This is a genomic window from Streptomyces sp. TSRI0281 (assembly GCF_001905125.1).
Classification (GTDB): Bacteria; Actinomycetota; Actinomycetes; order Streptomycetales; family Streptomycetaceae; genus Streptomyces.
Genome location: NZ_LWLE01000020.1, coordinates 48,959 through 71,473, shown reverse-complemented (window position 1 = coordinate 71,473; position 22,515 = coordinate 48,959). Strand labels below are relative to the sequence as shown.

Genomic DNA, 22,515 nt, shown 5'->3' with positions numbered 1-22,515 from the left:
CGTCGGGCACATACTTCACACAGACAACGATCCTCAAGCTCACGCCGGCTCTCCTACCTGGGTGTGGTTCGTGGAAACGAGATTATGGCACTCAGTACCCTCTGTAAAGGTACCTAGTGCCAAAGCTGTCCTTGCGGTGCTACGTTTCGCCGCATGACCGAGGCGCGCAGACCAGAGAAGAAGGCCCCCATGCGGGAGGTGCTCGCCCAGGCGGCCTTCCAGCTCTTTCTGGAGCGCGGTTTCGAGCAGACCACGGTGGACGACATCGTGGCGCGGGCCGGGGTCGGGCGCCGGTCGTTCTTCCGCTACTTCCCCTCCAAGGAGGATGCGGTCTTCCCCGATCACGAGAGCTGCCTCGCCGAGGTGACGGCCTTTCTGGCCGCCGTCGACGACAGTGATCCGGTGGCCGCCGTGTGCGATGCCGCCCGGATCGTGCTGCGCATGTATTCCGTCAACCCCCAGTTCTCCGTGCAGCGTTACCGGCTCACCCGTGAGGTGCCCGGTCTGCGTACGTACGAACTCTCCGTGGTGCGGCGCTACGAGCAGGCGCTGGCCGGTCATCTGCGCGGCCGGTTCGGTGAGACGGGGGACGAGGCCCTGCGCGCCGAGGTGATCGCCGCTTCGGTGGTCGCCGCGCACAACAACGGGCTGCGGCTGTGGCTGCGTTCGGGTGGTGCGGGTGATCCCGAGGCCGCCGTGGACCACGCCCTGGGGATGGTGCGGGATGTGTGGGGGAGTGGCGTCGAGCGTCCCGTGCCGGTCCGGGCGGTGGCGTCCGGCGGCAACGAGGTCATCGTCATGGTCGCCCCGAAGGGCACCCCGATGTGGCGCGTCGTGCAGCAGATCGAGTCGGTCGTGGGCCAGGGTTCGGCCGAAGAATAGGCACTCAGTGCCTTTACCACTCGGCACTCAGTGCCATATGGTGCGGACGCGCCGACATCGAGGTGCGGCGCGTCCGAGCCGAGCGCAGGGGGTAGAGCCGTGTCCCAGACAGGAATTGGCACCGTCCGGAGCGCGCACGAAGAGTGCGGCCTGTCCTACCACCGCTGCCGCTGGTGCGGCACCGCCTCCTTCCGCCGGCTGCTGTGCCCGGTGTGCGCGTCGAGCGATCTGGAGCCCGAACGCGGCACCGGACACGGGGTCGTCGTACGGAGCGCGGTGGTGCACCGCTACACGGAAGCGGCGCGCAACGAGTCCCTCGTGCGGTTCTCCGAAGGGTTCGTGTTCCGCTGCCGTGTCGTGGGCGTCGCTCCGCACCTGGTGGCGGCCGGTGCGCGGGTGCGGCCCGTGGCCGGTGCCGGCCCGGACGAGGGCGACGTGGTCTTCGAGCTCTGTGAACCGCCCGTGCTCAACGCCTGGACCTGACGCCCCGAGCCGAGTGCGCAGTTGAGCTGAGCGCCGGGCCCAGCTGAGCGATGAGCCGAGTCCAGCTGAGCAACGAGCCGAGCCGAGCCGAGCAACGAGCCTGTCCGCCCCGCCCCGCCCGGCTCGGGGTGCCCGTCGTGCGTGCCCGTTCCTCAGGCTGCCAGCTTCTTGACCAGCTCGGCGGCCAGCGGTGCGGAGGACGCGGGGTTCTGTCCGGTGACCAAGTTGCGGTCGACGATGACGAACGGGGCCCACGGCTCGCTCTCCTGGAAGTCGGCGCCGATCTCCACGAGGCGGTCCTGAAGCAGCCACTTGGCCTTGTCGGCCAGACCGGCCTGGCGCTCCTCGGCGTTGGTGAAGCCGGTGAGCCGGTATCCGGCGAACGCGTTGACGCCGTCGGGCCCGGTGGCGGCGAGCAGTGCGGCCGGTGCGTGGCAGACGACACCGAGCGGCTTGCCGGACGCCAGGGCCTCGGTGAGCAGCCTCCCGGAGTCGGCGTTGACCGCGAGGTCCTCCATGGGCCCGTGGCCGCCGGGGTAGAAGACGGCGTCGTACGCGTCGAGGTCCACGCCCTCCAGCGCGATCGGCCTGCGCAACTCGGTGAACGCGTCGAGTCCCGCGGCGACGCGGTCGGCACCCTCCTGGCCGCCATTGACCTCAGGGGCGAGGCTGCCCCGGTCCACGGTCGGGACGACCCCGCCGGGAGTGGCGACGACGACCTCGTGGCCGGCGGCCTTGAACGCCTCGTACGGAGCGACGGCTTCCTCGGCCCAGAAGCCGGTCGGGTGCTTGGTTCCATCGGCCAGTGTCCAGTGGTCGGCACCGGTCACCACGAAAAGGATCTTTGCCATGTCACATGTCTCCGAAGGTCGGGTCGCTGATGCCTCCGACCGTAGGCCGGGCGACCCATAGGTTTCCCATAGGCTTGCCTCTGTGAGAAATAAGGAATCCAATGGGTTGGCGGGACTGGGCCGGACAGCCGCAGTACCCGGCCGTCCGGCGGACCTGAATCTCCTGCGTACCTTCCTCGCCGTCCATCGGTCCGGATCGTTCACCGCCGCCGCGCGCCTGCTCGGCCTGTCGCAGCCGACGGTCACCACGCAGATCCGGTCCCTGGAGCGGCAGCTGGGCCGTGAGCTGTTCGAGCGGCTGCCGCGCGGTGTCGCCGCCTCGCCCTTCGCGGACGAACTCGCCGCCAGGGTCGACGCCCCGCTCGACGCCCTCGCCGCAGTAGCGGGCGGCGGCCTCGGCTCGCCGGACGAGGAGCGCCCGGCCGAGCCCGTACATCTGGCGGGCCCGGCCGAGGCGATGTGCGTGCAGGTGCTGCCCGCGCTGGCGTCCCTGGTGGCCGACGGCGTACGGCTGCGGGTGGTCACCGGCCTCACCGACCCGCTCCTGGACGAGTTGCGCGCGGGCCGCCACGACCTGGTCATCGCCACGGCCCGGCCGCGCGGGCGGGCCCTGGCGTCGGTGCCCCTGATGGACGAGGAGTTCGTGCTGGTGGCCGCGCCCGTCTGGGCGGCGCGCACGGGCGGCCCGGCGCGGATCGCCGCCGAAGGCCCCGCCGTGCTGCACGGCGTCCCGCTGGTCACGTACGCCGAGGACCTGCCCATCGCCCGCCGCTACTGGCGCCATGTCTTCGGCGGGCGTCTCAGCGTTCAGGCCGCTCTCACCGTCCCCGACCTGCGCGGCGTTCTGTCGGCCGTCACGGCGGGGGCGGGCTTCACGGTGCTGCCCCGTTATCTCTGCCGGGCCGAACTGGCCTCGGGTGCCCTCGTCGCACTGCATGAGCCCGTGGACCCCCCGTTCAACACCGCGTACCTGGTCCAGCGCCCCGGCTCCACCGCCAACCCCGATGTCGCCCGCGTCCGCGACCACCTGGTGCGAGCCGCCCGCGCCTGGTGATCCGCGGCCCCGGTCCACGCCGCTCCGGCCCGTAGCCCGGTCCACGGCTCCGATCCGCGGCCCCGGTCCGCAGCTTCGATCCGCGGCTCCGTTATCCGATCGTCAGGAAAATCCTGTCCGCTATGTGGGCGGACCTCTTGCCTTGCGGACTGTATGCGAAATACGGTCTGCGATATTCCCTTGATCACCCCTGGCGGGAGGTAGGCCCTCGTGCGCCGAAAAGCGGTTGCCCTGGTGGCAGTTGCGTTGGTGTCCCTCACCTCGGGCTGCGCGTCGTTGCAGTCCTCGGCGACCGAGGTCGGCGGTGTACGGAAGACCGACGACCGGTCCGTACGCGACGGCGGGACACTCACCGTGGCTCTCAACTCCGACCCGGACAAACTGGACCCCACCCTTGCCCAGACCCTCGTGGGCCGCACGGTCTTCGCCGGTATGTGCGAGAAGCTCTACGACATCGACGCGGACGGCACCGTAGTGCCGCAGCTCGCCGCCGCGCTCCCCGATGTCTCGGCCGACGGCCGCACCGTCACCCTGCGGGTGCGCCCCGGCCTGACGTTCAGCGACGGAACCCGGCTCGACGCGAAGGCGGTCGTCACCTCGCTGCTGCGCCACCGCGACCTTCCCGGATCGGCGCGCGGCACCGAGCTGGCCCCGGTCCGCACGGCGCTGGCCGCCGGACCGCTCACCGTCCGCATGGTCCTCGACCACCCCTACGTACCCCTCACCGGTGTGCTCGCCGACCGGGCCGGGATGGTGATGTCACCGACCGCGCTCAAGAAGTACGGGAAGGACTTCACCAACCACCCCTCCTGCGTCGGCCCCTTCCGCTTCGTCGAGCGCGTCGGCGGCGACCGGATCGTGCTCAAGAAGGACCCGCACTACTACGACGCCGACAAGGTCCACCTGGACGGCGTCGTCTACAAACCCATCCCCGACGGCAATGTCCGCCTCGCCAACCTGCGCTCCGGCGACCTCCAGATCGGCGACCAGATGGGCCCCGTCGACGTACGGAGCGCGCTGACCGAGCCGAAGCTCCAGCTGTTCAACTCACCCTCCCTCGGCTACCAGGGCATCGGCCTCAACGTCGGCAACGTGAACGGCCTCGGACAGAAGCCCGGGAAACTCGACACCCCGCTCGCCCGGGACGTCCGCGTCAGGGAAGCCTTCGAGCTCGCCATCGACCGTGACCTGATCAACAAGGTCGTCTTCCAGGGCATGTACGAACCGGCCTGCGGTCCGCTCTCCCCGCAGTCCGCCATCGCCCCCGGCATCGAACCGGAGGACTGCCCCCGGCGCGATGTCGCCAAGGCCAGGAAGCTGCTGAAGGACGCCGGGGTCAAGACCCCGGTCAGGATCGAGCTGAAGACCTCCACCACCCCCGAACAGGGGCGCGTCGGCCAGGTCCTCCAGGCCATGGTCAAGGAGGCGGGCTTCGAGCTGACGCTGCGGCCCACCGAGTACGCCACCATGCTCGCGGAGACCGACGCCGGTGACTACGACGTCTTCACCAGCGGCTGGTCCGGCCGGCTCGACCCGGACGGCAACGTCTCCAACTTCCTCAAGACCGCGGGCGCCATGAACGCCTACGGACTCGGCGACCCGGAGATCGACCGGCTGATCGCCCAGGGCCGCACCGTTGCCGACCCGGCCCGGCGCACCGGGATCTACAACGAACTCACCCGTCGCGTCCAGGACGCCCACGCGATGATCTACCTCTACCGGCAGAAGAACTACGTCGTCGCCACCAAGGACGTCGCGGGCATCCGCGTCTACGGCGACGGACTGGTCCGGGTCAAGACTGCGGGGTACACCCGATGACGAAATACCTGCTGACGCGCCTGCGGCAGTCCCTCATCACCCTCTTCCTCGTCAGCATCGTGGTCTTCGCCGGAATCCGGGCGCTGCCCGGCGACCCGGCGCTCGCCCTGGCCGGGGAGGAGCGCAGCCCCGAGGCGCTCGCCGCGATCCGCGAGAGCTACGGGCTCAACGACAACGTCGTGGTCCAGTACGGACGGTTCATCGGCCACGCCCTCACCGGAGACCTCGGCACCTCCTCCCGTACCGGACTCCCGGTCGCCGACGCCATCGCACAGGCCCTGCCCGTCACCCTGGAACTGGCCGCTCTCTCCCTGCTCCTGGCCATCGTCGTCGGCATCGGCGCCGGAGTCGTCGCCGCCGTACGGCGCGGGAAGCCGGAGGAGTGGCTCGCCAACGCCATCGCGCTGATCGGCCTCTCCATCCCGACCTTCTGGCTCGGCATCGTGCTCGTCCTCGGATTCGCCATCGCCGTCCCCGTGTTCGCCGCTTCCGGATACGTCCCCTTCGGCACCGATCCGATCGACAACCTGCGCCGCATGGTGCTGCCCGCGATCGTGCTCGGCTCAGGGCTCGCCGCGGTCGTGATGCGGCAGACCCGCGCCGCGATGCTCGACTCGCTCTCCGCCGACTACGTCCGCACCGCCCGCGCCAAGGGCCTGTCCAGGCGCTCCGTCATCGGCGGACACGCGCTGCGCAACTCGCTCGTCACCGTGGTGACCGTGCTCGGCCTCCAGCTCGGCCATCTGATCTCCGGCGCCGTCGTCACCGAGCAGATCTTCGTCCTGCCCGGCTTCGGCAAGCTCACCATCGACGCCGTCTTCACCCGTGACTACGCGACGCTCCAGGCCGTGGTGCTCTGCACCTCCGCCGCGTACATCCTCATCAATCTGCTGGTCGACGTGGTCTATTCGGTCATCGACCCGCGCATCCGGCTCGGAGGTGCCCGGTGACCACAGCGACCCCAGAGACCTCGGCGCTCCCCACCCCGCCACCGGTGACCGAGCGCAGGAGGCGGGGCGGCGGCAAGCTCCGCGCCCTGCGCCGCAACCGGCTCGCCCTCACCGGCGCGGTCATCGCCGCCGTCTTCATCCTCGCCGCCCTGTTCGCCCCGCTCATCGCCCCGTACGACCCGGCGCAGCCCGACTTCGGGAACGTACTCGCCGAACCCAGCTGGGCGCACTGGCTGGGCACCGACGACCTCGGCCGCGACCAGCTCTCCCGCATCGTCCACGGCGCCCGCGCCTCCATGCAGGTCGGCCTGGTCGCCGTCGTGCTGGCCTTCGTCGTCGGCGTACCGCTGGGACTGCTCGGCGGCTACTACGGCCGGTTCGCGGACAGTGCGGTGTCACGCCTCACCGACACCATGCTGGCCTTCCCGTTCCTGGTGCTCGCTGTCGGACTCGCCGCGATCCTCGGCCCGTCGCTGACCAACGCGACCATCGCCATCGGCATCTCCCAGATCCCCGCCGTCATCCGCATCACCCGGGCCGAGACCCTGCGGCTCAAGCATGTGGACTACGTCGGCGCGGCCATCGTCAACGGCGGCGGCGACGCCACCGTGCTCTTCCGGCACATCCTGCCCAACGCCACCTCCGCCCTGATCGTCCAGGCCACGGTCGGCATCCCCGCCGCGATCATCGGCGAGGCGCTGCTGAGCTTCCTCGGCCTCGGCGTCCAGCCGCCCGACCCCTCGCTCGGCGTGATGCTCTCCGGGGCCCAGTCCTTCCTGGCCCCCGCGCCCTGGCTGGCCGTCTTCCCCGGCCTGGCGATCGTCGCGGCGACCCTGGCCTTCAACCTGCTCGGCGACGGGCTGCGTGACGTCCTCGACCCCCGTGGAGGGACCCGATGACCGAGACCCTTCCCGAACCCGTACGGAGCCCACAGCCCGAACCCGTTCTGAGCGTGCGCGACCTCTCGGTCTCCTTCCGCTCCGACACCCGCACCGTGCACGCCGTCGACGGGGTCTCCTACGACCTCGCACCCGGTGAAGTCCTCGCCGTGGTGGGGGAGTCGGGCTGCGGCAAGTCCGTCACCTCGATGGCGACCATGGGGCTGCTCCCGCCCACCGCCCGCGTCGGCGGATCGATCGTGCTCGGCGGGCGCGAACTGGTCGGCGCACCGGAGAGGGAACTCCAGAAGATACGCGGCAAGGACATCGCGATGATCTTCCAGGAACCGATGACCTCGCTGAACCCGGTCCTCACCATCGGCCGGCAGATCGGCGAAGTGCTCCGCCGGCACCAGGGACTGAGCAAGAAGGACGCCAAGGCGCGCGCCGTGGACCTCCTCGAACTGGTCGGCATCCCCGCCCCGTCGCGCCGCGTCGACGAATACCCGCATCAGCTGTCCGGCGGCATGCGCCAGCGCGTCATGATCGCCATCGCCGTGGCCTGCGACCCGTCCGTCCTCATCGCCGACGAGCCGACGACCGCGCTCGACGTCACGGTGCAGGCGGGCATCCTCGAAGTCCTCCAGTCGCTGCGCGAACGCCTCGGCACCGCCATCGTCCTGGTCACCCACGACCTCGGTGTCGTCGCCGACGCCGCCGACCGGGTGCTCGTGATGTACGCGGGCCGCGCCGTCGAACAGGCCCCGGTCCACGACCTGTTCGCCTCCGGCCGCCACCCCTACACCCGCGGCCTGCTCGGCGCCGTGCTCCGGCCCGGCGGCGAGGGCAAACGCCGGCTCCCCGAGATCCCCGGCCTCGTGCCGAGCCTCGACAGCCAGCCCGACGCCTGCACCTTCGCCCCGCGCTGTGCCCGCGCCGACGCCACGTGCACCGGGGGCCGCCCCGGCTTCCGGGCCATCGACCCGCAGGCCGGAACGGACGCCGCGCACCGGACGGCCTGCTGGCACCCGTACGCCGCGGGCGAGGCGACCACCGAGGCGACCACCACCACTCCCGACGCCGGTGGAGCGACTGCCACCGAGGCCGCGGGCGTAGTAGCCGTCACCGAGGCCGCGGGTGCAGTGACCGCCGCCCATGACGCGCGACCCGACCAGGAGGCCGGAAAGTGACCACCGCACAGGCCGTCCCCACATCGCGCGAAAGCGGCGAAGCCGGCGAGGACACCCCTCTCCCGCACCCCCCGGTTCTCCCGCACCCCCCGGTGCTGGAGATCAACGCCATGGAACGGCACTTCGGGGCCTCCGGCAACGGCACCGTCCGGGCCGTCGACGGAGTCTCGATCACCATCGGACGCGGCGAGGTCGTCGGCCTCGTCGGTGAGTCCGGCAGCGGCAAGTCGACCGTCGGCCGCTGCGCCGTACGCCTGGACGAACCCACCGCCGGAACCGTCCACATCAACGGCACGGACATCACCCACCTCTCCCGCCGCGCCCTGCGGCCCCTGCGCAAGGACTTCCACCTGGTCTTCCAGGACCCGTCGTCCTCGCTCGACCCGCGGATGACCATCGGCCAGATCATCGCCGAACCCATCAGGCTGCACCGCAGGGCACGGGGCGCGGCCGTACGGGAACGGGTCGAGCAACTGCTCGGCCAGGTCGGGCTGCGCCCCGAGCACGCCGACCGGCACCCCCACGAACTGTCCGGCGGGCAGCGCCAGCGCATCTCGATCGCCCGTGCGCTCTCCTGCGACCCCGATCTGCTCGTCGCCGACGAACCGACCTCGGCGCTCGACGTGTCCGTCCAGGCATCCGTGCTCAACCTCCTCGCCGACCTCCAGCGCGACCGGGGCTTCGGCTGCCTGTTCATCACCCACGACCTGGCCGCCGTCGAATTCCTCGCCGACCGGATCGCCGTGATGTACCTCGGGCAGATCGTCGAACAGGCCCCGACCGTCGAGCTGTTCGCCGCCCCCAAGCACCCGTACACGCAGGCTCTTCTCTCCGCCGCCCCCGTCCCCGACCCGGTTCTCCAGCGCTCCCGCGAACGCATCGTGCTGCACGGCGAATTGCCCAGCCCGCTCGACCCGCCGCCCGGCTGCCGCTTCCACACCCGCTGCCCGCTCGCCACCGACCGGTGCCGCACCGAGATCCCCGTACTGCGCGAGATCCCCGGCGGACGGCAGGTCTCCTGCCACCTCGTGACCGACGACGGCACCGCACCCGACGCCACCGCACCGGGCGCCACCGCCTGACATCGGGCAGCAGTACGCCCGGACAGCAGTACAGCAGTACAGCAGTACAGCAGGACGGCCGAACAGCAGGGCGGCGCGTACGTACGATCCGCACGGCAACCCGTAGACCCGAGCACGCCGTAGACCCATGCACTCCGGAGCACCGAGCACTCCAGAGCACCGAGCAGCCCCACGACCCGAGCACCCCGAGCACCCCAGAACCCCGTCACTCAGAACCTCGCACGTCGCAGCAAGGAGCCGCATCCGTGTTCACCACCCGGCCGACCCTTCAGGGCACCTTCGGCATGGTGTCCTCCACCCACTGGCTCGCCTCGCAGTCCGCGATGGCCGTCCTGGAGGAGGGCGGCAACGCCTACGACGCGGCCGTCGCCGCCGGATTCGTCCTGCACGTCGTCGAACCGCACCTCAACGGCCCGGCCGGTGAGGTCCCGATGATCCTGGCGCCGAAGGACGGCGCCGTACAGGTGCTGTGCGGCCAGGGCCCCGCCCCCGCGGGCGCCACCGTCGCGCACTACCGCTCCCTCGGCCTCGACCTGGTCCCCGGTACCGGACCGCTCGCCGCCGCCGTGCCGGGCGCCTTCGACGCCTGGATGCTGCTGCTCCGCGACCACGGGACCCGGACCGTCGCGGAGGTCCTGCGCTACGCGATCGGTTACGCCGAGGACGGCCACGCCCCCGTGGAGCGCGTCGGTCAGACCGTGGAGACCGTCCGGGAGCTCTTCGAGACCGAGTGGCGCACCTCCGCCGACGTCTACCTCCCCGGCGGCAGGGCGCCCCGGCCCGGCGAGCTGTTCCGCAACCCGGCCCTGGCCGCGACCTGGCGCCGTCTGATAGCGGAGGCCGAGGAGACCGGCGGCGAGGACCGCACCGCGCAGATCGAGGCCGCCCGCGCGATCTGGCGTACGGGCTTCATCGCCGAGGCACTGGTCCGCCAGGCCGCCGTCCCCACCAAGGACACCAGCGGAACCCGCCACACCGGCACCCTCACCGCCGCCGACCTGGCGGGCTGGTCCGCGTCGTACGAGGCGCCGGCCACGTACGACTGGAACGGCTGGACGCTGGCCAAGGCGGCCGGCTGGAGCCAGGGCCCCGCCTTCCTCCAGCAGCTCGCCCTGCTTCCCGCCGAACTGCCCGCGTACGGCTCCGCCGACTACGTCCACCTGCTCATCGAGGGCTGCAAGCTCGCGATGGCCGACCGCGAGGCCTGGTACGGCGACGCCACCGACGTACCGCTCGACGCGCTGCTCTCCGAGCCGTACAACGCCGAGCGCCGCGCCCTGATCAGCGACACCGCGTCGCTGGAGCTGCGCCCCGGCAGCCCTGACGGCCGCACCCCGCTCCTCAGCGCGCACGCCCACGCGGTCGCCTCCGGCGAGTCCGGCTTCGACGCCCTGGGCATCCCGACGGCCGGAGTGGGCGAGCCGACCGTCGCCGAGCACGGCGCGGGCGCCGGCGAGCAGGTGGTCGCCCCGGACGGCGCCACCCGCGGCGACACCTGCCACGTCGACATCGTCGACCGCTGGGGCAACATGGTCTCGGCCACCCCCAGCGGTGGCTGGCTCCAGTCCAACCCGGTCGTGCCCGAGCTCGGCTTCCCGCTCGGCACCCGGCTCCAGATGGCCTGGCTGGAGGAGGGACTGCCGAACTCGCTGACCCCCGGCCGCCGCCCCCGCACCACGCTCACCCCGTCCCTCGCGCTGCGCGACGGCGTCCCCGTCATGGCGTTCGGCACGCCCGGCGGCGACCAGCAGGACCAGTGGCAGGTGCACTTCTTCCTCGCCGTCGCCCTGCGCGCCGAAGTCCGCGGCGGCCTCGACCTCCAGGGCGCCATCGACGCCCCGAACTGGCACAACGACAGCTTCCCCGGCTCCTTCTTCCCGCGCGGTATGCACCCCGGAAGCGTCACCGTCGAGGAGGGCATGGACCCGGAGGTGATCGGGGAACTGCGCCGCCGCGGCCATGACGTCACGGTCGGCAGCGCCTGGTCGGAGGGCCGGATGTGCGTGGTCGCCAGGGACCCGCGGACCGGCATCCTGTCCGCCGCCGCCAATCCGCGCGGGATGCAGGGATACGCGGTCGGCCGCTGACCGCCCGCCCGATGAGTCCCCGGCGGAGCGTGCTTAGCTGGAGTCATGATCGATGACTTTCTGGCCGAGACCGCCGGGGACACCGGGCCGCTGACCGAGGTCGAGGCGGCGGTCCGCGCCGCGGCCGCCGCCGAGATCATGCCGAGGTACCGGCAGCTCGCCGCGCACGAGATCATCGAGAAGAACGGCCCCCACGACCTGGTCACCACCGCCGACCGGCTCGCCGAGGAGCACCTCACCGCCTCCCTGACCAAGCTGCTGCCCGGTTCGGTCGTCGTCGGCGAGGAGGCGGTCCACGCCGACCCGGCGGTGTACGACGCGCTGGGCGGCGACGCGCCGGTGTGGATCGTCGACCCGGTCGACGGCACCCGCCAGTTCGTACGCGGGGAGACGGGCTTCTGCACACTCGTCGCGCTCGCGCACCACGGTGAGCTCGTCGCCTCCTGGACGTACGCCGCGGCACTGGACGAGATGGCCGTCGCGGTACGCGGCCGGGGAGCCACGCTCAACGGCGAGCCGATACGGTCCGGCTCGCCCGCCCCGGGCGCCGTCCTGGAGGTGGCGATGTCCCACCCCGACTACACCACCGACGCCCAGAAGCGGGCCCTCCTCGGCCTGCGCACCGACGGCATCGACGCCCGGCCCTGCGGTTCGGCCGGCCTGGAGTACCTCGCCGTGGCCCGCGGTACGTCGGACGCGGTCGCCTTCAACTGGGAGTACGCCTGGGACCACGCGGCGGGCCTGCTCCTGGTCACCGAGGCGGGCGGCGCCCAGGCCACCCTGTCCGGCGCCCCCTTCCGTATCGCCGGCGGCAACGACCTGCCCTTCACCGCGGCCAGGGACGAGGCCACCGCGCGGCGCATCCTCGACGCGCTGCGCACGAGCGCCTGAGCAGAAGACGGTGCCGGTCCGGCCGGGGGACGAGTGACCGGCCGGGGGGCGAGTAACCGGCGGGACCGGCACCCCGCCGGGCGGATGCCAGGGCCTATGAGGGGCCACCCCCGGCCCCACTGTCCGAGGGGCCTCATATCCTGGGTTCCTTGCCCATCGGCTGACGAAGGAGTCCGAAGGTGCCGTCGATGCTCGATGCTGTCGTCGTGGGGGCGGGCCCCAACGGACTGACCGCCGCAGTCGAACTGGCCCGCCGGGGCCTCGCCGTGGAGGTGTACGAGGCGGCGGACCGCGTCGGCGGAGGCGCCCGCACCGAGGAGCTGACCCTCCCCGGTTTCCGGCACGACCCGTGCTCCGCCGTGCACCCGCTGGGTATCGGCTCACCCGCGTTCCGGCAGATGCCCCTGGCCCGCCACGGCCTGGAGTGGATCCAGCCCGAACTGGCGCTCGCCCACCCCTTCCCCGACGGTACGGCCGCCGTGCTCGCCCGGTCGGTGGGGCGGAGCGCGATGTCGCTCGGGCCGCAGGACGCCGGGGCCTACCGCCGGCTCGTCGCCCCCTTCCTCGGCCACTGGGACACCCTCGCCGCCGACTTCCTGCGCACCCCGTGGGACGGGCTGCCCCGCGACCCGTACCGCCTGGCCCGGTTCGGCGCACTCGGACTGCAGCCCGCGACCTGGCTCTCCCGGCGCTTCGGCGGCGACCGGGCCCGAGGGCTCATCGCGGGGCTCGCCGCCCATGCCATAGCGCCGACCAGCGGATTCGCCACCGGGGCCATCGCCCTGGTCTTCGCGCTCGCCGCCCACGAGAATGGCTGGCCGGTGCCGCGCGGCGGCTCGCAGGCCATCTCCGACGCCCTCGCCTCGTACCTCCGCGAACAGGGCGGCACGATCCGCACCGGCATCGAGGTCAAGCGCCTGGACGAACTCCCGCCCGCCCGCGCCTATGTCTTTGACACCTCGCCGACCGCCCTGGCCCGGATCGCCGGGCTCGGCGACACGTACCGCGGCTACCGTTACGGCGCCTCCGCCTTCAAGATCGACTACGCGCTGTCGGGCCCGGTCCCCTGGGCCGCGGAGGACGCCCGGCGCGCCGGCACGGTCCATATCGGGCCCACCGCGGGCGAGATCGACACCGCGCTGCGCTCCGCCGTGGAGGGCCGGGACCCGAGCGTTCCGTTCCTGATCACCGCACAGCCGAGCCTGATCGATCCGTCCAGAGCTCCCGAGGGCCGCCATGTCTTCTGGGTGTACGGGCACGTCCCGGCCGGGTGGCAGGGCGACGCCACCGAGGTCATCGAGCGCCAACTGGAGCGTTTCGCCCCCGGGTTCCGTGACCTGGTGCTCGCCCGCGCTGTCTCGGGCCCGCCCCAACTCGCCGCGCACAACGCCAATTACGTCGGCGGTGACATCGCCTGCGGGGCCTTCTCCGGACTTCAGACCCTGATCCGCCCCAAGCTCGCCCGTGTTCCCTACGCCACCGCCCGCCCGGCGGTCTTCCTCTGTTCCTCGGCCACTCCTCCCGGTCCCGGCGTGCACGGCATGTCGGGCCATCACGCGGCGAAGGCCGTCTGGCGTCGGCTGCGGTCCCGATGAACGCGGGCGCGGGGCCCTCGGCGGGCCGCGTCGTGCCGGCACTGTCGGTACGTGACCTGACGCACGAGGACCTGGCGTCGTGCGGATGGTCGGGGTCCCCCCACCATCTGACCGGCGTGGCGAAGCAGATCGAGCGTGCCCGGCTGGGGGAGGTCGACTACCTGGCGATCTGCCCGGCATCGGACGTCCCTGTGGCGAAGGGGGGCATCGACTATCTGGTCAAGGAGGGCGCCGGGACGCTCCGGCAGCTCGCTGTGCACCCCGCGTTGCAGTCGTGCGGCATCGGTACGTTCCTCGTCCGAGCCGCGGAACTGCGGATCAGGAACCGCGGTCTGCGGCAGAGCGAACTGGCTGTGGAGGAGAGCAACCCCCGTAGCTCCGGCGGCCGACAGTCAGGGGGGCTGGCGGCCAGGAGGGTAGGGCGGCAGGGCGGGCAGGCACGCGGGGCGGGGCGACGTGCTGGGCGGGCGGCGTGCGGGGCGGGCCAACAGGCAGGGCAGCGGCGGCGGCCCGGAGCCGCCCTGTCGGCGCCACTCGCCACGCGCCCCGGGCTTCCGCGAAAATATCGGCGGCCGTCCACCGCCCGCCCTACGATTCCCCGCATGCTGCTTCGCCAGATGTTACGGATGACCATGGTTCTCGCGGTGGCCCTCGCGGTGACCCTTCCAGGCGTGATCGAGCACGGTACGGGGACCGCGCGCGCCGAGGGGAGCCGACAACTGCACGACCGGCAACTGCTCTTCTTCAACCACGCCTACGGGGTCTTCGACAGGGAGACCGCCGACGCCATCGAACACTCCGACTACCTCAGGAACTTCGCCAACTTCCAGGTCCGCACCACCACCGGTGCCGATGGACAGACGTGGACCGGCCGCTATCTGATGGGCCGTGAGACATATCTCGAACTGTTCGGAGTGGGCGATCTGCCCGGCCAGGACGGCACCCTCGGATCGGCCGGGATGGGCGTCTCGACCGAGCGGTCCGGAGACCTGACGACGGTGATCCAGCGGCTGCGGGACCAGGGGATCACCGACCCCGTCGAGTTCCGTCAGACACGTGACTTCGGCGACGGTGTCCCGGTGCCCTGGTTCGACGCCGTCTTCACCTCCGCCCAGTACGACGCGTTCGGGGCCTGGGGGATGGAGTACCTGCCGGAGTACTTCGCCGACCCGCGCGGCAACACCGAGCCGGCCTCCTACCCCGGTGACGTCGGCCGGGAGCGCTATCTCTCCGACGACTACCGCGGCCATCTGATGCGTGACGTGGTGTCCATCCGCCTCGCGGTCACGGAAGGGGACCTTGCCCGTACGGTGCCGTTGCTGCGGGCCGGCGGGTTCGTCGTCCGGACCGAGGCGGGCGGGGGAGCCGTGGCCGTACGTGGCGGCACCGAGATCCGTCTCGACGCCGTCGCGCGCGACCGGGCGGGCCTGCGACAGGTCGAGCTGTCGCTGAACCGGTCCGTGGCGGAACCGCACACCGAACAGATCGGCCGGTCGACCCTCGTCGTCGGCCCGGGAAGCCGTGCCGTGTGGACCTTCGGCGACGGGACGTAGGGGGCTCGCGCCCCCTGAACCCGGAGGCGTAGGGGGCCCGCGGGCCCCGCACCAGGAGGCGCGGGGCCCGCATCCGCCCCGCATCCGCCCGGAGGAGAACATGGCAGGCGCCCGCGGTTTCGCGGGCGCCTGCCATGTCACCGTTCACACGCCTGCCATGTCACCCTTCACACAGCCGTCGTGTCCCCCTTCAGACAGCTGCCATGTCACCTTTCACACAGCTTCCGTGTCGCATTTCCGCGCAACCTTGATGTCGGATTTCCGCCAGCCCTGCCCTTGCCGGTGACCGATGCTTGAACCATGCACACCGACACCGAGCGCTGCGTGCGGGCCGTCCAGTCCAAGGACGCCCGCTTCGACGGCTGGTTCTTCACCGCGGTCCTCACCACCCGGATCTACTGCCGTCCCAGCTGCCCCGTCGTGCCGCCCAAGGTCCGCAACATGACCTTCTACCCCAGCGCCGCCGCCTGTCAGCAGGCCGGATTCCGGGCCTGCAAGCGCTGCCGGCCCGACACCAGCCCCGGCTCCCCGGAGTGGAACGCCCGCGCCGACTCGGTGGCCCGTGCCATGCGTCTCATCCAGGACGGGGTCGTCGACCGCGAGGGCGTACCGGGTCTCGCGGCCCGGCTCGGCTACTCCGCCCGGCAGATCGAGCGCCAGCTCCTCGCCGAGCTGGGTGCCGGACCCCTGGCCCTGGCCCGCGCCCAGCGGGCCCAGACCGCCCGCCTGCTCATCGAGACCACCGCGCTCCCCATGGCCGAGGTGGCGTTCGCCGCCGGTTTCGCCTCCATCCGCACCTTCAACGACACCGTCCGCGAGGTCTTCGCCCTCGCCCCCGGCGAACTGCGCACCCGGGCCGCCCGGGGGCCCAAGGCGCCCGCCGCCCCCGGCGTCATCGCGCTGCGCCTGCCGTACCGGGCCCCGCTCAACCCCAGCAACCTCTTCGGGCACCTCGCCGCGACCGCCGTACCCGGCGTCGAGGAATGGCACGACGGCGCCTACCGCCGCACGCTCACCCTCCCGTACGGGCACGGCATCGTCGCCCTGGCCCCGCAGCCCGACCACATCGCCTGCCGGCTTTCCCTCACCGACCCGCGCGACCTCACGCTCGCCATCAGCCGCTGCCGCTGGCTGCTCGACCTGGACGCCGATCCGGTCGCCGTCGACGAGCAGCTGCGCACCGACCCGCTGCTCGCCCCGCTGGTCGACAAGGCCCCGGGAAGACGTGTGCCGCGCACCGTCGACGCGGGGGAGTTCGCCGTACGGGCGGTGCTCGGCCAGCAGGTCTCCACCGCCGCTGCCCGCACCCACGCGGCCCGGCTGGTCACCGCACACGGTGTCCCCGTCGAGGACCCCGAGGGGGGCCTGACCCACCTCTTCCCCACCCCGGAGGCGCTGGCGGGGCTCGACCCCGAGTCGCTCGCCCTGCCCCGCAGCCGCCGTACCACCCTCACCACGCTCGTCACCGCCCTCGCCGACGGATCGCTGCGCCTGGGCAACGACAGCGACTGGGGCCGGGCCCGAGCGGAACTCACCGCACTGCCCGGCTTCGGCCCCTGGACGGTCGAGGTGATCGCCATGAGGGCACTCGGCGACCCGGACGCCTTCCTGCCCACCGATCTCGGCATCCGCAGGGCGGCGGAGCAGCTCGGTCTCCCCGCCACCCCCGCCGCCCTCACCGCACGCGCCGCGGACTGGCGGCCCTGGCGGGCGTACGCGGTCCAGTACCTGTGGACCGTTGACGACCACCCCATCAACCACCTGCCCGCCTGACCGCGAAAGGACCCCCACCCATGTCTGCCGACCACGCGGAGACCAAGCAGCACACGGTCACCGACAGCCCGTACGGCCCCCTGACGCTCGTCGCCACGGACGGCGTCCTGTCCGCCATCTATATGACCGGGCAGCGCCACCGCCCCCCGGAGGAGACCTTCGGCGAGCCCGACCCGCGCCCGTTCCCCGAGGTGAACCGCCAGTTGGACGCGTACTTCGCGGGCGAGCTGACGGAGTTCGACCTGCCGCTGCGGCTGGCCGGAACCCCGTTCCAGCAGAGTGTCTGGGCCGAGCTGCTGAAGATCCCGTACGGGGAGACCCGCTCCTACGGCGAACTGGCCGAACAGCTGGGCAAGCCCGGCGCCTCCCGGGCGGTCGGCCTCGCCAACGGCAAGAATCCGGTCTCGATCGTCGTCCCGTGCCACCGGGTCATCGGTGCGTCGGGAAGCCTCACCGGATACGGCGGCGGGCTCGACCGCAAGCAGCGGCTGCTCGCCTTCGAGAACGGTACGGAGAACGACGTACCGGCGCTGTTCTGACCGGCCCCCCACGGGACCACGGTCCGGGGCCGCGCGGCCCATGACGGGTCACTGCCCACGACCCGTGACCCACGACCCGTGACCCACGACCCGTGACCCACGACCCGTGACCCACGACCCATGGCCCAAGTGCAGAAAAGCCCCAAGCCCCCCACGGCTCAGGGCCGGAGAGGCACCCACGGCCCGGCGGCGGGAGCCGGGCCCCTCGGCCCCGGCTCCGCCGTACGTACGCCGCGTCAGGCGGTGAAGATCTCCACGACCGACCAGATGGCGAGGCCGAGCATGCAGAAACCGCCGATGCGCTGAACGGTCTTCAGCGGCACCCGCTTGGCGATGAAGCGACCCGCCAGCAGTGCCAGCGCGGAGACGGACATCAGGGCGGCGGCCGAACCGATCGCCGTGGACCATGTGCCGTTGCTCGCCGCGAGGTTGGCGGTGGTGATCTGGGTGAGGTCGCCCCATTCGCTGATGAAGACCGCCATGAACGCGGTCGAGTAGACCGGCCAGAAGCCCGTGACGGTCTTGACCTCGCCGTCCTCCTCGTCGTCGCCGCTCCCGCTGCGCAGCAGCATGAACGCGCCGAACGCGAAGAGCGAGGCCGAGACCAGCTTGACGATCCAGTCGGGCAGCAGCCCGATCAGGCTGCCGGCACCGACCGCGATGGCCACATGCACGATGAACGCGGACGACGTGCCGAACCAGACATAGAGCGGACGCATGCGCGTGCCCATGGCCAGCGAGGCGAACATCGTCTTGTCGGGGAGCTCCGCGAGGAAGATCAGCCCGAAGGCGGTAAGGATCGCCAGTGGGTCGAGATGCATTCCGGGTGGCTTTCTGTTGAGAGCCGGGCCCCGGGTCTCGCGAAGCGCCGTTCGGGCTTTTCGGAGGACCACTCGGCCCGGCATGACGGCAGCGCCCGCAGGGCACGGGCGTGTCATACCTGACCGAAGGTCTCGCCCGCCCGTAAGCATCTACGAGCCCGGCCACCGGGAACCCGAGGGCTCCAGTGTGTCGACGACCGGTTTGCGGGGCTACTCCCCTTCGCAGCCATCAACATTACCCCACCCGGTCCGCCGGGGGTGCAGCTGTTCGAGGCGGAGGGCGCTCGGTAGAGTCGCCGGTGATCATCAGCGCCGCCACGACCGGAAGTGCCCCGCATGAGCCGCCGCCCCCGCAAGGCCGCCCCCGCCGAGGGCCCGCCCCGGCCCACCGTCAGTGTCTGCCGGGGCTGCTGCTGCGGGACGGAGAAGATCCCCGGCGTGGACCATGCCGGGCAGCTCGCCCAGTTGCGGGAATCCCTCGGCCCCACCGCCACGGTGCGTGCGGTGGAGTGCCTGGACGCCTGTGAGCAGGGCAATGTCATCGTCGTCCAGCCCTCGTCCGACGGCCGGCGTGCCGGGGGCCGCCCGGTCTGGCTGGGTCTGGTCAACGACCCGGACGCCGTGGCGGACATCGCGACCTGGGCGGCGGCGGGCGGTCCGGGGCTCGCGGACGCTCCGGAGATCCTCGACCTGTACGTCTTCAAGCCCTCGCGCCGCGTCCAGGCGGAACTCGACCACTAAGCCGCATCCGAGAGCCGTATCCGAAAGTCGTGTCCGCAGGCCGTATCTGCAGGCCGTGTCCGCGATGCCCCGGTCGCTGCGCGAGGCAGGTGTCAGACCGCAGGGACAACCGGGCTGAACGGCGACGGGGTGCGCCCGGTCCAGGTGTTGAGCACGGCGGTCGCGGTCTGCTTGGTGACCCCGCCGTCCTGAACCGTGCCGCTGCGCGCCACGTAGAAGCGTCCGTCGTCGAGCGAGACCAGCCCGTACTGGCCGTACTGTCCCGGGGCCGGCCAGCCGTACGTCCCGGTCGGTGCGTCGTGCAGGCCCCCGCGCAGCAGCGGGAGCAGCAGCCCGCGCTCGGGCTTCTGCTGCCCGCGGACGGTGCCCCGTACCGGCTTCTTCGAGCCGTCGAGAGCGAAGACCGTGTAGTTGGGGAAGCCCGGCTTGGTGCCCTTGTAGGCGGCCAGCAGCCAGTTGCCGCTGTACCCGTCGAACTCCAGATTCTGCACGCCGTACGTGGTGTTCCCGGTGTACGCGAAGTACTTGCCGTCGACCCGGGCGGGGCCGCTGGTGTGCGGGGCGGCCTCGGTCAGCGGACGCTCGTACTTCTTCCACCGTCCGATGTCGTACTGGAGCAGGACCTGGTGGTCGTTGTCCGTGCGCGCGGTGTTGGCATACACGCCGTACGCGACGGTCAGCCGCTGCTTCCCGTGCTTCCTGCCGAACTCCGGGCCGAAGGCCACCCCGTCGATGCCGCTGCAGCCGTACCGGTGGTCGGGGGTTTTTCCGGTGTCCCCGTCGAAGACCCCGTCGCCGTTCATGTCGGCCGTGAAGTCCCGTACGACCTCCTTGAGATAGACGGTCGAGACGACACCCGTGGCCTGGGCGTCCATGCCCATGCGGTTGATGCGGTCACCGTCGAGGATCGCGATGTAGAACGACTTCGCGGCCTTGTACTCCAGCGAGCCGTAGACCCTGCCGTCCCGCGCGTTGAAGTCCAGATCGCCGAGGTGGCCGGTGAACCCGGTGACCGAACCCACCGGCCTGCCCCTGAGATCGGTCTTGACCAGCAGATTCGTGAACGAGAAGTACACGAAGCCCTTGCGGCGGTCGATGGCCATGCCCTGGACATGACCGGACTGCCAGGCACCGCCGTCGACCGACGACGGCAACCGGCGCGGAAGGCGCACCCGTTGCTCGTCCGGTACGCCGGTCCGCGCGGCGGTCGAGGGGGCGGGCGCCGGAGCGGATACGGAGTTGAGTGCGGGTACGGGTGCGGGGACGGATGCGGCAGCCGCGGCCGCACCCCCCGCCGTGCCGACAACCGCCGTACAGGCCAGTGCCGTTGTCGCCGTCTTCCACAGGCCGCCGAAATGTCCCTTGAGTCTGCGCATGACCCCTCCGCTGTCGTGGAGCTCGGATGATGCCGGGCGTGGATGCACGACGGACCAATGGCGCGTGAACGAGCGAGTCCGGCGCCCGGCAGCACTCCAGGAGATTGGCATGGGCATGCTGATCGAAGCGAGAGGGCGTGCTGCGTGCGTGTGCTGCGTGCGCGTACCGCGTGCGGGTATCCGAGGTGGGTTCAGGTTCAGGAGACGACCGGCTTGCCGTCCTCCAACTCCACTGTTCCCGCGCCGGAGTTCACCGCCTCCAGCCCCGCCCGTACCCGCAGCCGCAGGGTGCCCGGCAGGTGGTCGTCCAGTTCGGCGGGCTCCACCAGCTTCCAGGACAGGAGTTCCTCCTCCTGGAGCCGGATCGCCGCGAACTGCACCTCGGTCAGCACCCCTCCGTCGTAGAGATACGCGGCGATCGGCGGTCGCGCCGTGCCGCGTGCCCAGTCGACGGCGAGCAGCCGGCCCGGTTCCAGGTCGAGCCCGATCTCCTCGGCCGTCTCCCGGCGCGCCCCCTGCCGAGGGCTCTCGCCGGTATCGGACTCGACCGTCCCGCCGGGCAGGGCCCAGCCGTCCCGGTAGTTCGGCTCGACGAGCAGGACCCGGCCCCGGTCGTCCCGGAACAGCGAGGCCGCGGCTGCCAGGACCCGGGGGAGTCCGGCGATGTACGTGGCGTAGTCAGTGGTGGTCACCCCACGCAGCGTAGTGGGGCGGCCGGGTGCGCTTCCGGACGCCCATGGGCAGATCAGGGGTCCTGCGGATAGGGTCGGGGCGGCGCGACTGCCTGTTCGAAAGCAAGGGATGCAAGGTGACGGACGGAGCAGAGATGGAGACCGCGCGCGTGCTCGTCGCGGCGGACAAGTTCAAGGGCTCGCTCACGGCCGTACAGGTCGCGGAGCGGGTGACGGCCGGGCTGCGGTCCGTCGTCCCCGATGTGCGGGTCGAGACCCTGCCCGTCGCGGACGGTGGCGACGGCACGGTCGCGGCGGCGGTGGCGGCCGGATTCGAGCGCCGCGAGGCGCGGGTGACCGGTCCGCTCGGGGAGCCGGTGACCGCGGCGTACGCGCTGCGCGAGGGAACCGCGGTGGTGGAGATGGCCGAGGCGTCGGGCCTCCAGCACCTCCCCGCAGGGGTGTTCGCCCCGCTCACGGCCACCACGTACGGCTCCGGCGAACTGCTGCGGGCCGCGCTCGACGCGGGCGCCCGGACCGTGGTGTTCGGGGTCGGCGGCAGCGCCACCACGGACGGTGGCGCGGGCATGCTGGCCGCGCTCGGTGCCCGCTTCCTGGACGCGGACGGCAAGCCCGTCGGCCCCGGCGGGGGCGGCCTCGCCGATCTGGCCGAGGCCGATCTGTCGGGGCTCGACCCGCGCCTCGCGGACGTCGACCTGATCCTGGCCAGCGACGTGGACAACCCGCTGACCGGGCCGAAGGGCGCCCCCGAGGTGTACGGGCGGCAGAAGGGCGCGACCGAGGAGGACATCGCGGTCCTCGACGCGGCCCTCATCCACTACGCCTCGGTCCTGGGCCCCGAGTACGCCGTCCTGCCCGGCGCGGGCGCGGCCGGAGGCATCGGCTACGGAGCGCTGGTCGCCCTCGGCGCCCGCTTCCGGCCGGGCATCGAGGTCATGCTGGACGTCCTCGGCTTCGCCCCGGCGCTCGCCCGGGCCACGCTGGTCATCACCGGCGAGGGCTCGCTGGACGAGCAGACTCTGCACGGCAAGGCCCCGGCGGGCGTCGCCGCGGCGGCCCACGCCGCCGGAATCGAAGTTGTCGCGGTCTGCGGCCGGCTCGCCCTGTCGCCACAGGCGCTGGGCACCGCGGGCATCCGGCGCGCCTACGCCCTCACCGAGCTGGAACCGGACCCGGCGGTCTCCATGGCCCAGGCCGGGCCGCTGCTGGAGCGGGTGGCTGCCTCGATCGCCCGGGACTTCCTGAGCTGACGGCGGGCG

At 71.9% G+C, this 22,515-nt stretch carries 20 protein-coding genes and 1 pseudogene; 17 read left to right on the top strand and 4 right to left on the bottom strand.

What is annotated here, in order from left to right; all coding sequences use genetic code 11:
• Nucleotides 1–189 precede the first annotated feature (189 nt).
• Complete coding sequence (locus tag A6A29_RS24545) at nucleotides 190–882, top strand: TetR family transcriptional regulator (RefSeq protein WP_073722872.1); 693 nt, start codon at nucleotides 190–192, stop codon at nucleotides 880–882.
• Between the two features lie 114 nt (nucleotides 883–996).
• Nucleotides 997–1,365 carry a Zn-ribbon domain-containing OB-fold protein gene (locus A6A29_RS24540; protein WP_073722886.1) on the top strand — a complete coding sequence of 123 codons (369 nt, stop codon included), beginning with the start codon at nucleotides 997–999 and terminating at the stop codon, nucleotides 1,363–1,365.
• A gap of 152 nt (nucleotides 1,366–1,517) precedes the next feature.
• Here the strand turns inward: A6A29_RS24540 and A6A29_RS24535 are convergent, their stop codons facing one another.
• Nucleotides 1,518–2,216 (bottom strand): type 1 glutamine amidotransferase domain-containing protein, encoded by a 699-nt coding sequence (locus A6A29_RS24535; protein WP_073722870.1) that lies wholly within the window; start codon nucleotides 2,214–2,216, stop codon nucleotides 1,518–1,520.
• 82 nt (nucleotides 2,217–2,298) lie between these two features.
• Here A6A29_RS24535 and A6A29_RS24530 point away from each other — a divergent pair, with 82 nt between their 5' ends.
• From A6A29_RS24530 to A6A29_RS24470, 13 genes and pseudogenes are all read left to right on the top strand, one after another.
• Nucleotides 2,299–3,270 carry a LysR family transcriptional regulator gene (locus A6A29_RS24530; protein WP_073722868.1) on the top strand — a complete coding sequence of 324 codons (972 nt, stop codon included), beginning with the start codon at nucleotides 2,299–2,301 and terminating at the stop codon, nucleotides 3,268–3,270.
• A gap of 234 nt (nucleotides 3,271–3,504) precedes the next feature.
• Nucleotides 3,505–5,088 carry an ABC transporter substrate-binding protein gene (locus tag A6A29_RS24525; RefSeq protein WP_107468313.1) on the top strand — a complete coding sequence of 528 codons (1,584 nt, stop codon included), beginning with the start codon at nucleotides 3,505–3,507 and terminating at the stop codon, nucleotides 5,086–5,088.
• Nucleotides 5,085–6,038, top strand: coding sequence for an ABC transporter permease (locus A6A29_RS24520; RefSeq protein WP_073722864.1), 954 nt, complete (start codon nucleotides 5,085–5,087; stop codon nucleotides 6,036–6,038). The genes A6A29_RS24525 and A6A29_RS24520 overlap by 4 nt, the downstream gene beginning before the upstream one ends.
• Before the next feature lie 44 nt (nucleotides 6,039–6,082).
• Entirely contained in the window at nucleotides 6,083–6,937 is an 855-nt protein-coding gene (locus tag A6A29_RS24515) for an ABC transporter permease (RefSeq protein WP_073722862.1), read from the top strand.
• Nucleotides 6,934–8,106 (top strand): ABC transporter ATP-binding protein, encoded by a 1,173-nt coding sequence (locus tag A6A29_RS24510; protein WP_079182994.1) that lies wholly within the window; start codon nucleotides 6,934–6,936, stop codon nucleotides 8,104–8,106. The genes A6A29_RS24515 and A6A29_RS24510 overlap by 4 nt, the downstream gene beginning before the upstream one ends.
• A gap of 110 nt (nucleotides 8,107–8,216) precedes the next feature.
• Entirely contained in the window at nucleotides 8,217–9,188 is a 972-nt protein-coding gene (locus tag A6A29_RS24505) for an ABC transporter ATP-binding protein (protein WP_073722884.1), read from the top strand.
• Between the two features lie 245 nt (nucleotides 9,189–9,433).
• Nucleotides 9,434–11,275: a gamma-glutamyltransferase family protein gene (locus A6A29_RS24500; RefSeq protein WP_073722860.1), complete on the top strand. Its 1,842-nt coding sequence runs from the start codon at nucleotides 9,434–9,436 to the stop codon at nucleotides 11,273–11,275.
• A gap of 45 nt (nucleotides 11,276–11,320) precedes the next feature.
• Nucleotides 11,321–12,166: an inositol monophosphatase family protein gene (locus A6A29_RS24495; RefSeq protein WP_073722858.1), complete on the top strand. Its 846-nt coding sequence runs from the start codon at nucleotides 11,321–11,323 to the stop codon at nucleotides 12,164–12,166.
• Between the two features lie 179 nt (nucleotides 12,167–12,345).
• Nucleotides 12,346–13,761 carry a phytoene desaturase family protein gene (locus tag A6A29_RS24490; protein ID WP_073722856.1) on the top strand — a complete coding sequence of 472 codons (1,416 nt, stop codon included), beginning with the start codon at nucleotides 12,346–12,348 and terminating at the stop codon, nucleotides 13,759–13,761.
• Nucleotides 13,758–14,138, top strand: a pseudogene (locus A6A29_RS43365) (GNAT family N-acetyltransferase); the annotation flags it as partial. The gene A6A29_RS24490 and the pseudogene A6A29_RS43365, both read left to right, overlap by 4 nt.
• A 255-nt stretch (nucleotides 14,139–14,393) precedes the next feature.
• Nucleotides 14,394–15,314 carry a DUF5829 family protein gene (locus A6A29_RS24480; RefSeq protein WP_107468315.1) on the top strand — a complete coding sequence of 307 codons (921 nt, stop codon included), beginning with the start codon at nucleotides 14,394–14,396 and terminating at the stop codon, nucleotides 15,312–15,314.
• Nucleotides 15,315–15,614: 300 nt separating this feature from the next.
• Complete coding sequence (locus A6A29_RS24475) at nucleotides 15,615–17,087, top strand: AlkA N-terminal domain-containing protein (protein WP_073722854.1); 1,473 nt, start codon at nucleotides 15,615–15,617, stop codon at nucleotides 17,085–17,087.
• Between the two features lie 20 nt (nucleotides 17,088–17,107).
• Nucleotides 17,108–17,626, top strand: coding sequence for a methylated-DNA--[protein]-cysteine S-methyltransferase (locus A6A29_RS24470; RefSeq protein WP_073722852.1), 519 nt, complete (start codon nucleotides 17,108–17,110; stop codon nucleotides 17,624–17,626).
• 236 nt (nucleotides 17,627–17,862) lie between these two features.
• Here the strand turns inward: A6A29_RS24470 and A6A29_RS24465 are convergent, their stop codons facing one another.
• Nucleotides 17,863–18,447, bottom strand: a complete 585-nt coding sequence (locus tag A6A29_RS24465) for a TMEM165/GDT1 family protein (RefSeq protein WP_073722850.1) — start codon at nucleotides 18,445–18,447, stop codon at nucleotides 17,863–17,865.
• 336 nt (nucleotides 18,448–18,783) lie between these two features.
• Here A6A29_RS24465 and A6A29_RS24460 point away from each other — a divergent pair, with 336 nt between their 5' ends.
• The gene (locus A6A29_RS24460; protein ID WP_073722847.1) at nucleotides 18,784–19,188 is read left to right on the top strand and encodes a (2Fe-2S) ferredoxin domain-containing protein; all 405 of its coding nucleotides are present in this window, start codon (nucleotides 18,784–18,786) and stop codon (nucleotides 19,186–19,188) included.
• Nucleotides 19,189–19,280: 92 nt separating this feature from the next.
• Here the strand turns inward: A6A29_RS24460 and A6A29_RS24455 are convergent, their stop codons facing one another.
• On the bottom strand, nucleotides 19,281–20,564 hold the full coding sequence (locus A6A29_RS24455; protein ID WP_073722845.1) for a hypothetical protein: 1,284 nt from the start codon (nucleotides 20,562–20,564) through the stop codon (nucleotides 19,281–19,283).
• A 197-nt stretch (nucleotides 20,565–20,761) separates the two neighbouring features.
• Complete coding sequence (locus A6A29_RS24450) at nucleotides 20,762–21,256, bottom strand: NUDIX domain-containing protein (protein ID WP_073722843.1); 495 nt, start codon at nucleotides 21,254–21,256, stop codon at nucleotides 20,762–20,764.
• A 134-nt stretch (nucleotides 21,257–21,390) separates the two neighbouring features.
• Here A6A29_RS24450 and A6A29_RS24445 point away from each other — a divergent pair, with 134 nt between their 5' ends.
• Complete coding sequence (locus tag A6A29_RS24445; RefSeq protein ID WP_073722841.1) at nucleotides 21,391–22,506, top strand: glycerate kinase; 1,116 nt, start codon at nucleotides 21,391–21,393, stop codon at nucleotides 22,504–22,506.
• Nucleotides 22,507–22,515 lie beyond the last annotated feature (9 nt).

Coding starts and splice junctions, on each gene's coding strand:
- A6A29_RS24455 (WP_073722845.1), bottom strand. CDS start 20,564: ATGCGCAGACTCAAGGGACATTTCGGCGGCCTGTGGAAGACGGCGACA.
- A6A29_RS24470 (WP_073722852.1), top strand. CDS start 17,108: ATGTCTGCCGACCACGCGGAGACCAAGCAGCACACGGTCACCGACAGC.
- A6A29_RS24510 (WP_079182994.1), top strand. CDS start 6,934: ATGACCGAGACCCTTCCCGAACCCGTACGGAGCCCACAGCCCGAACCC.
- A6A29_RS24545 (WP_073722872.1), top strand. CDS start 190: ATGCGGGAGGTGCTCGCCCAGGCGGCCTTCCAGCTCTTTCTGGAGCGC.
- A6A29_RS24465 (WP_073722850.1), bottom strand. CDS start 18,447: ATGCATCTCGACCCACTGGCGATCCTTACCGCCTTCGGGCTGATCTTC.
- A6A29_RS24475 (WP_073722854.1), top strand. CDS start 15,615: ATGCACACCGACACCGAGCGCTGCGTGCGGGCCGTCCAGTCCAAGGAC.
- A6A29_RS24445 (WP_073722841.1), top strand. CDS start 21,391: ATGGAGACCGCGCGCGTGCTCGTCGCGGCGGACAAGTTCAAGGGCTCG.
- A6A29_RS24460 (WP_073722847.1), top strand. CDS start 18,784: ATGAGCCGCCGCCCCCGCAAGGCCGCCCCCGCCGAGGGCCCGCCCCGG.
- A6A29_RS24495 (WP_073722858.1), top strand. CDS start 11,321: ATGATCGATGACTTTCTGGCCGAGACCGCCGGGGACACCGGGCCGCTG.
- A6A29_RS24480 (WP_107468315.1), top strand. CDS start 14,394: ATGGTTCTCGCGGTGGCCCTCGCGGTGACCCTTCCAGGCGTGATCGAG.
- A6A29_RS24520 (WP_073722864.1), top strand. CDS start 5,085: ATGACGAAATACCTGCTGACGCGCCTGCGGCAGTCCCTCATCACCCTC.
- A6A29_RS24505 (WP_073722884.1), top strand. CDS start 8,217: ATGGAACGGCACTTCGGGGCCTCCGGCAACGGCACCGTCCGGGCCGTC.
- A6A29_RS24535 (WP_073722870.1), bottom strand. CDS start 2,216: ATGGCAAAGATCCTTTTCGTGGTGACCGGTGCCGACCACTGGACACTG.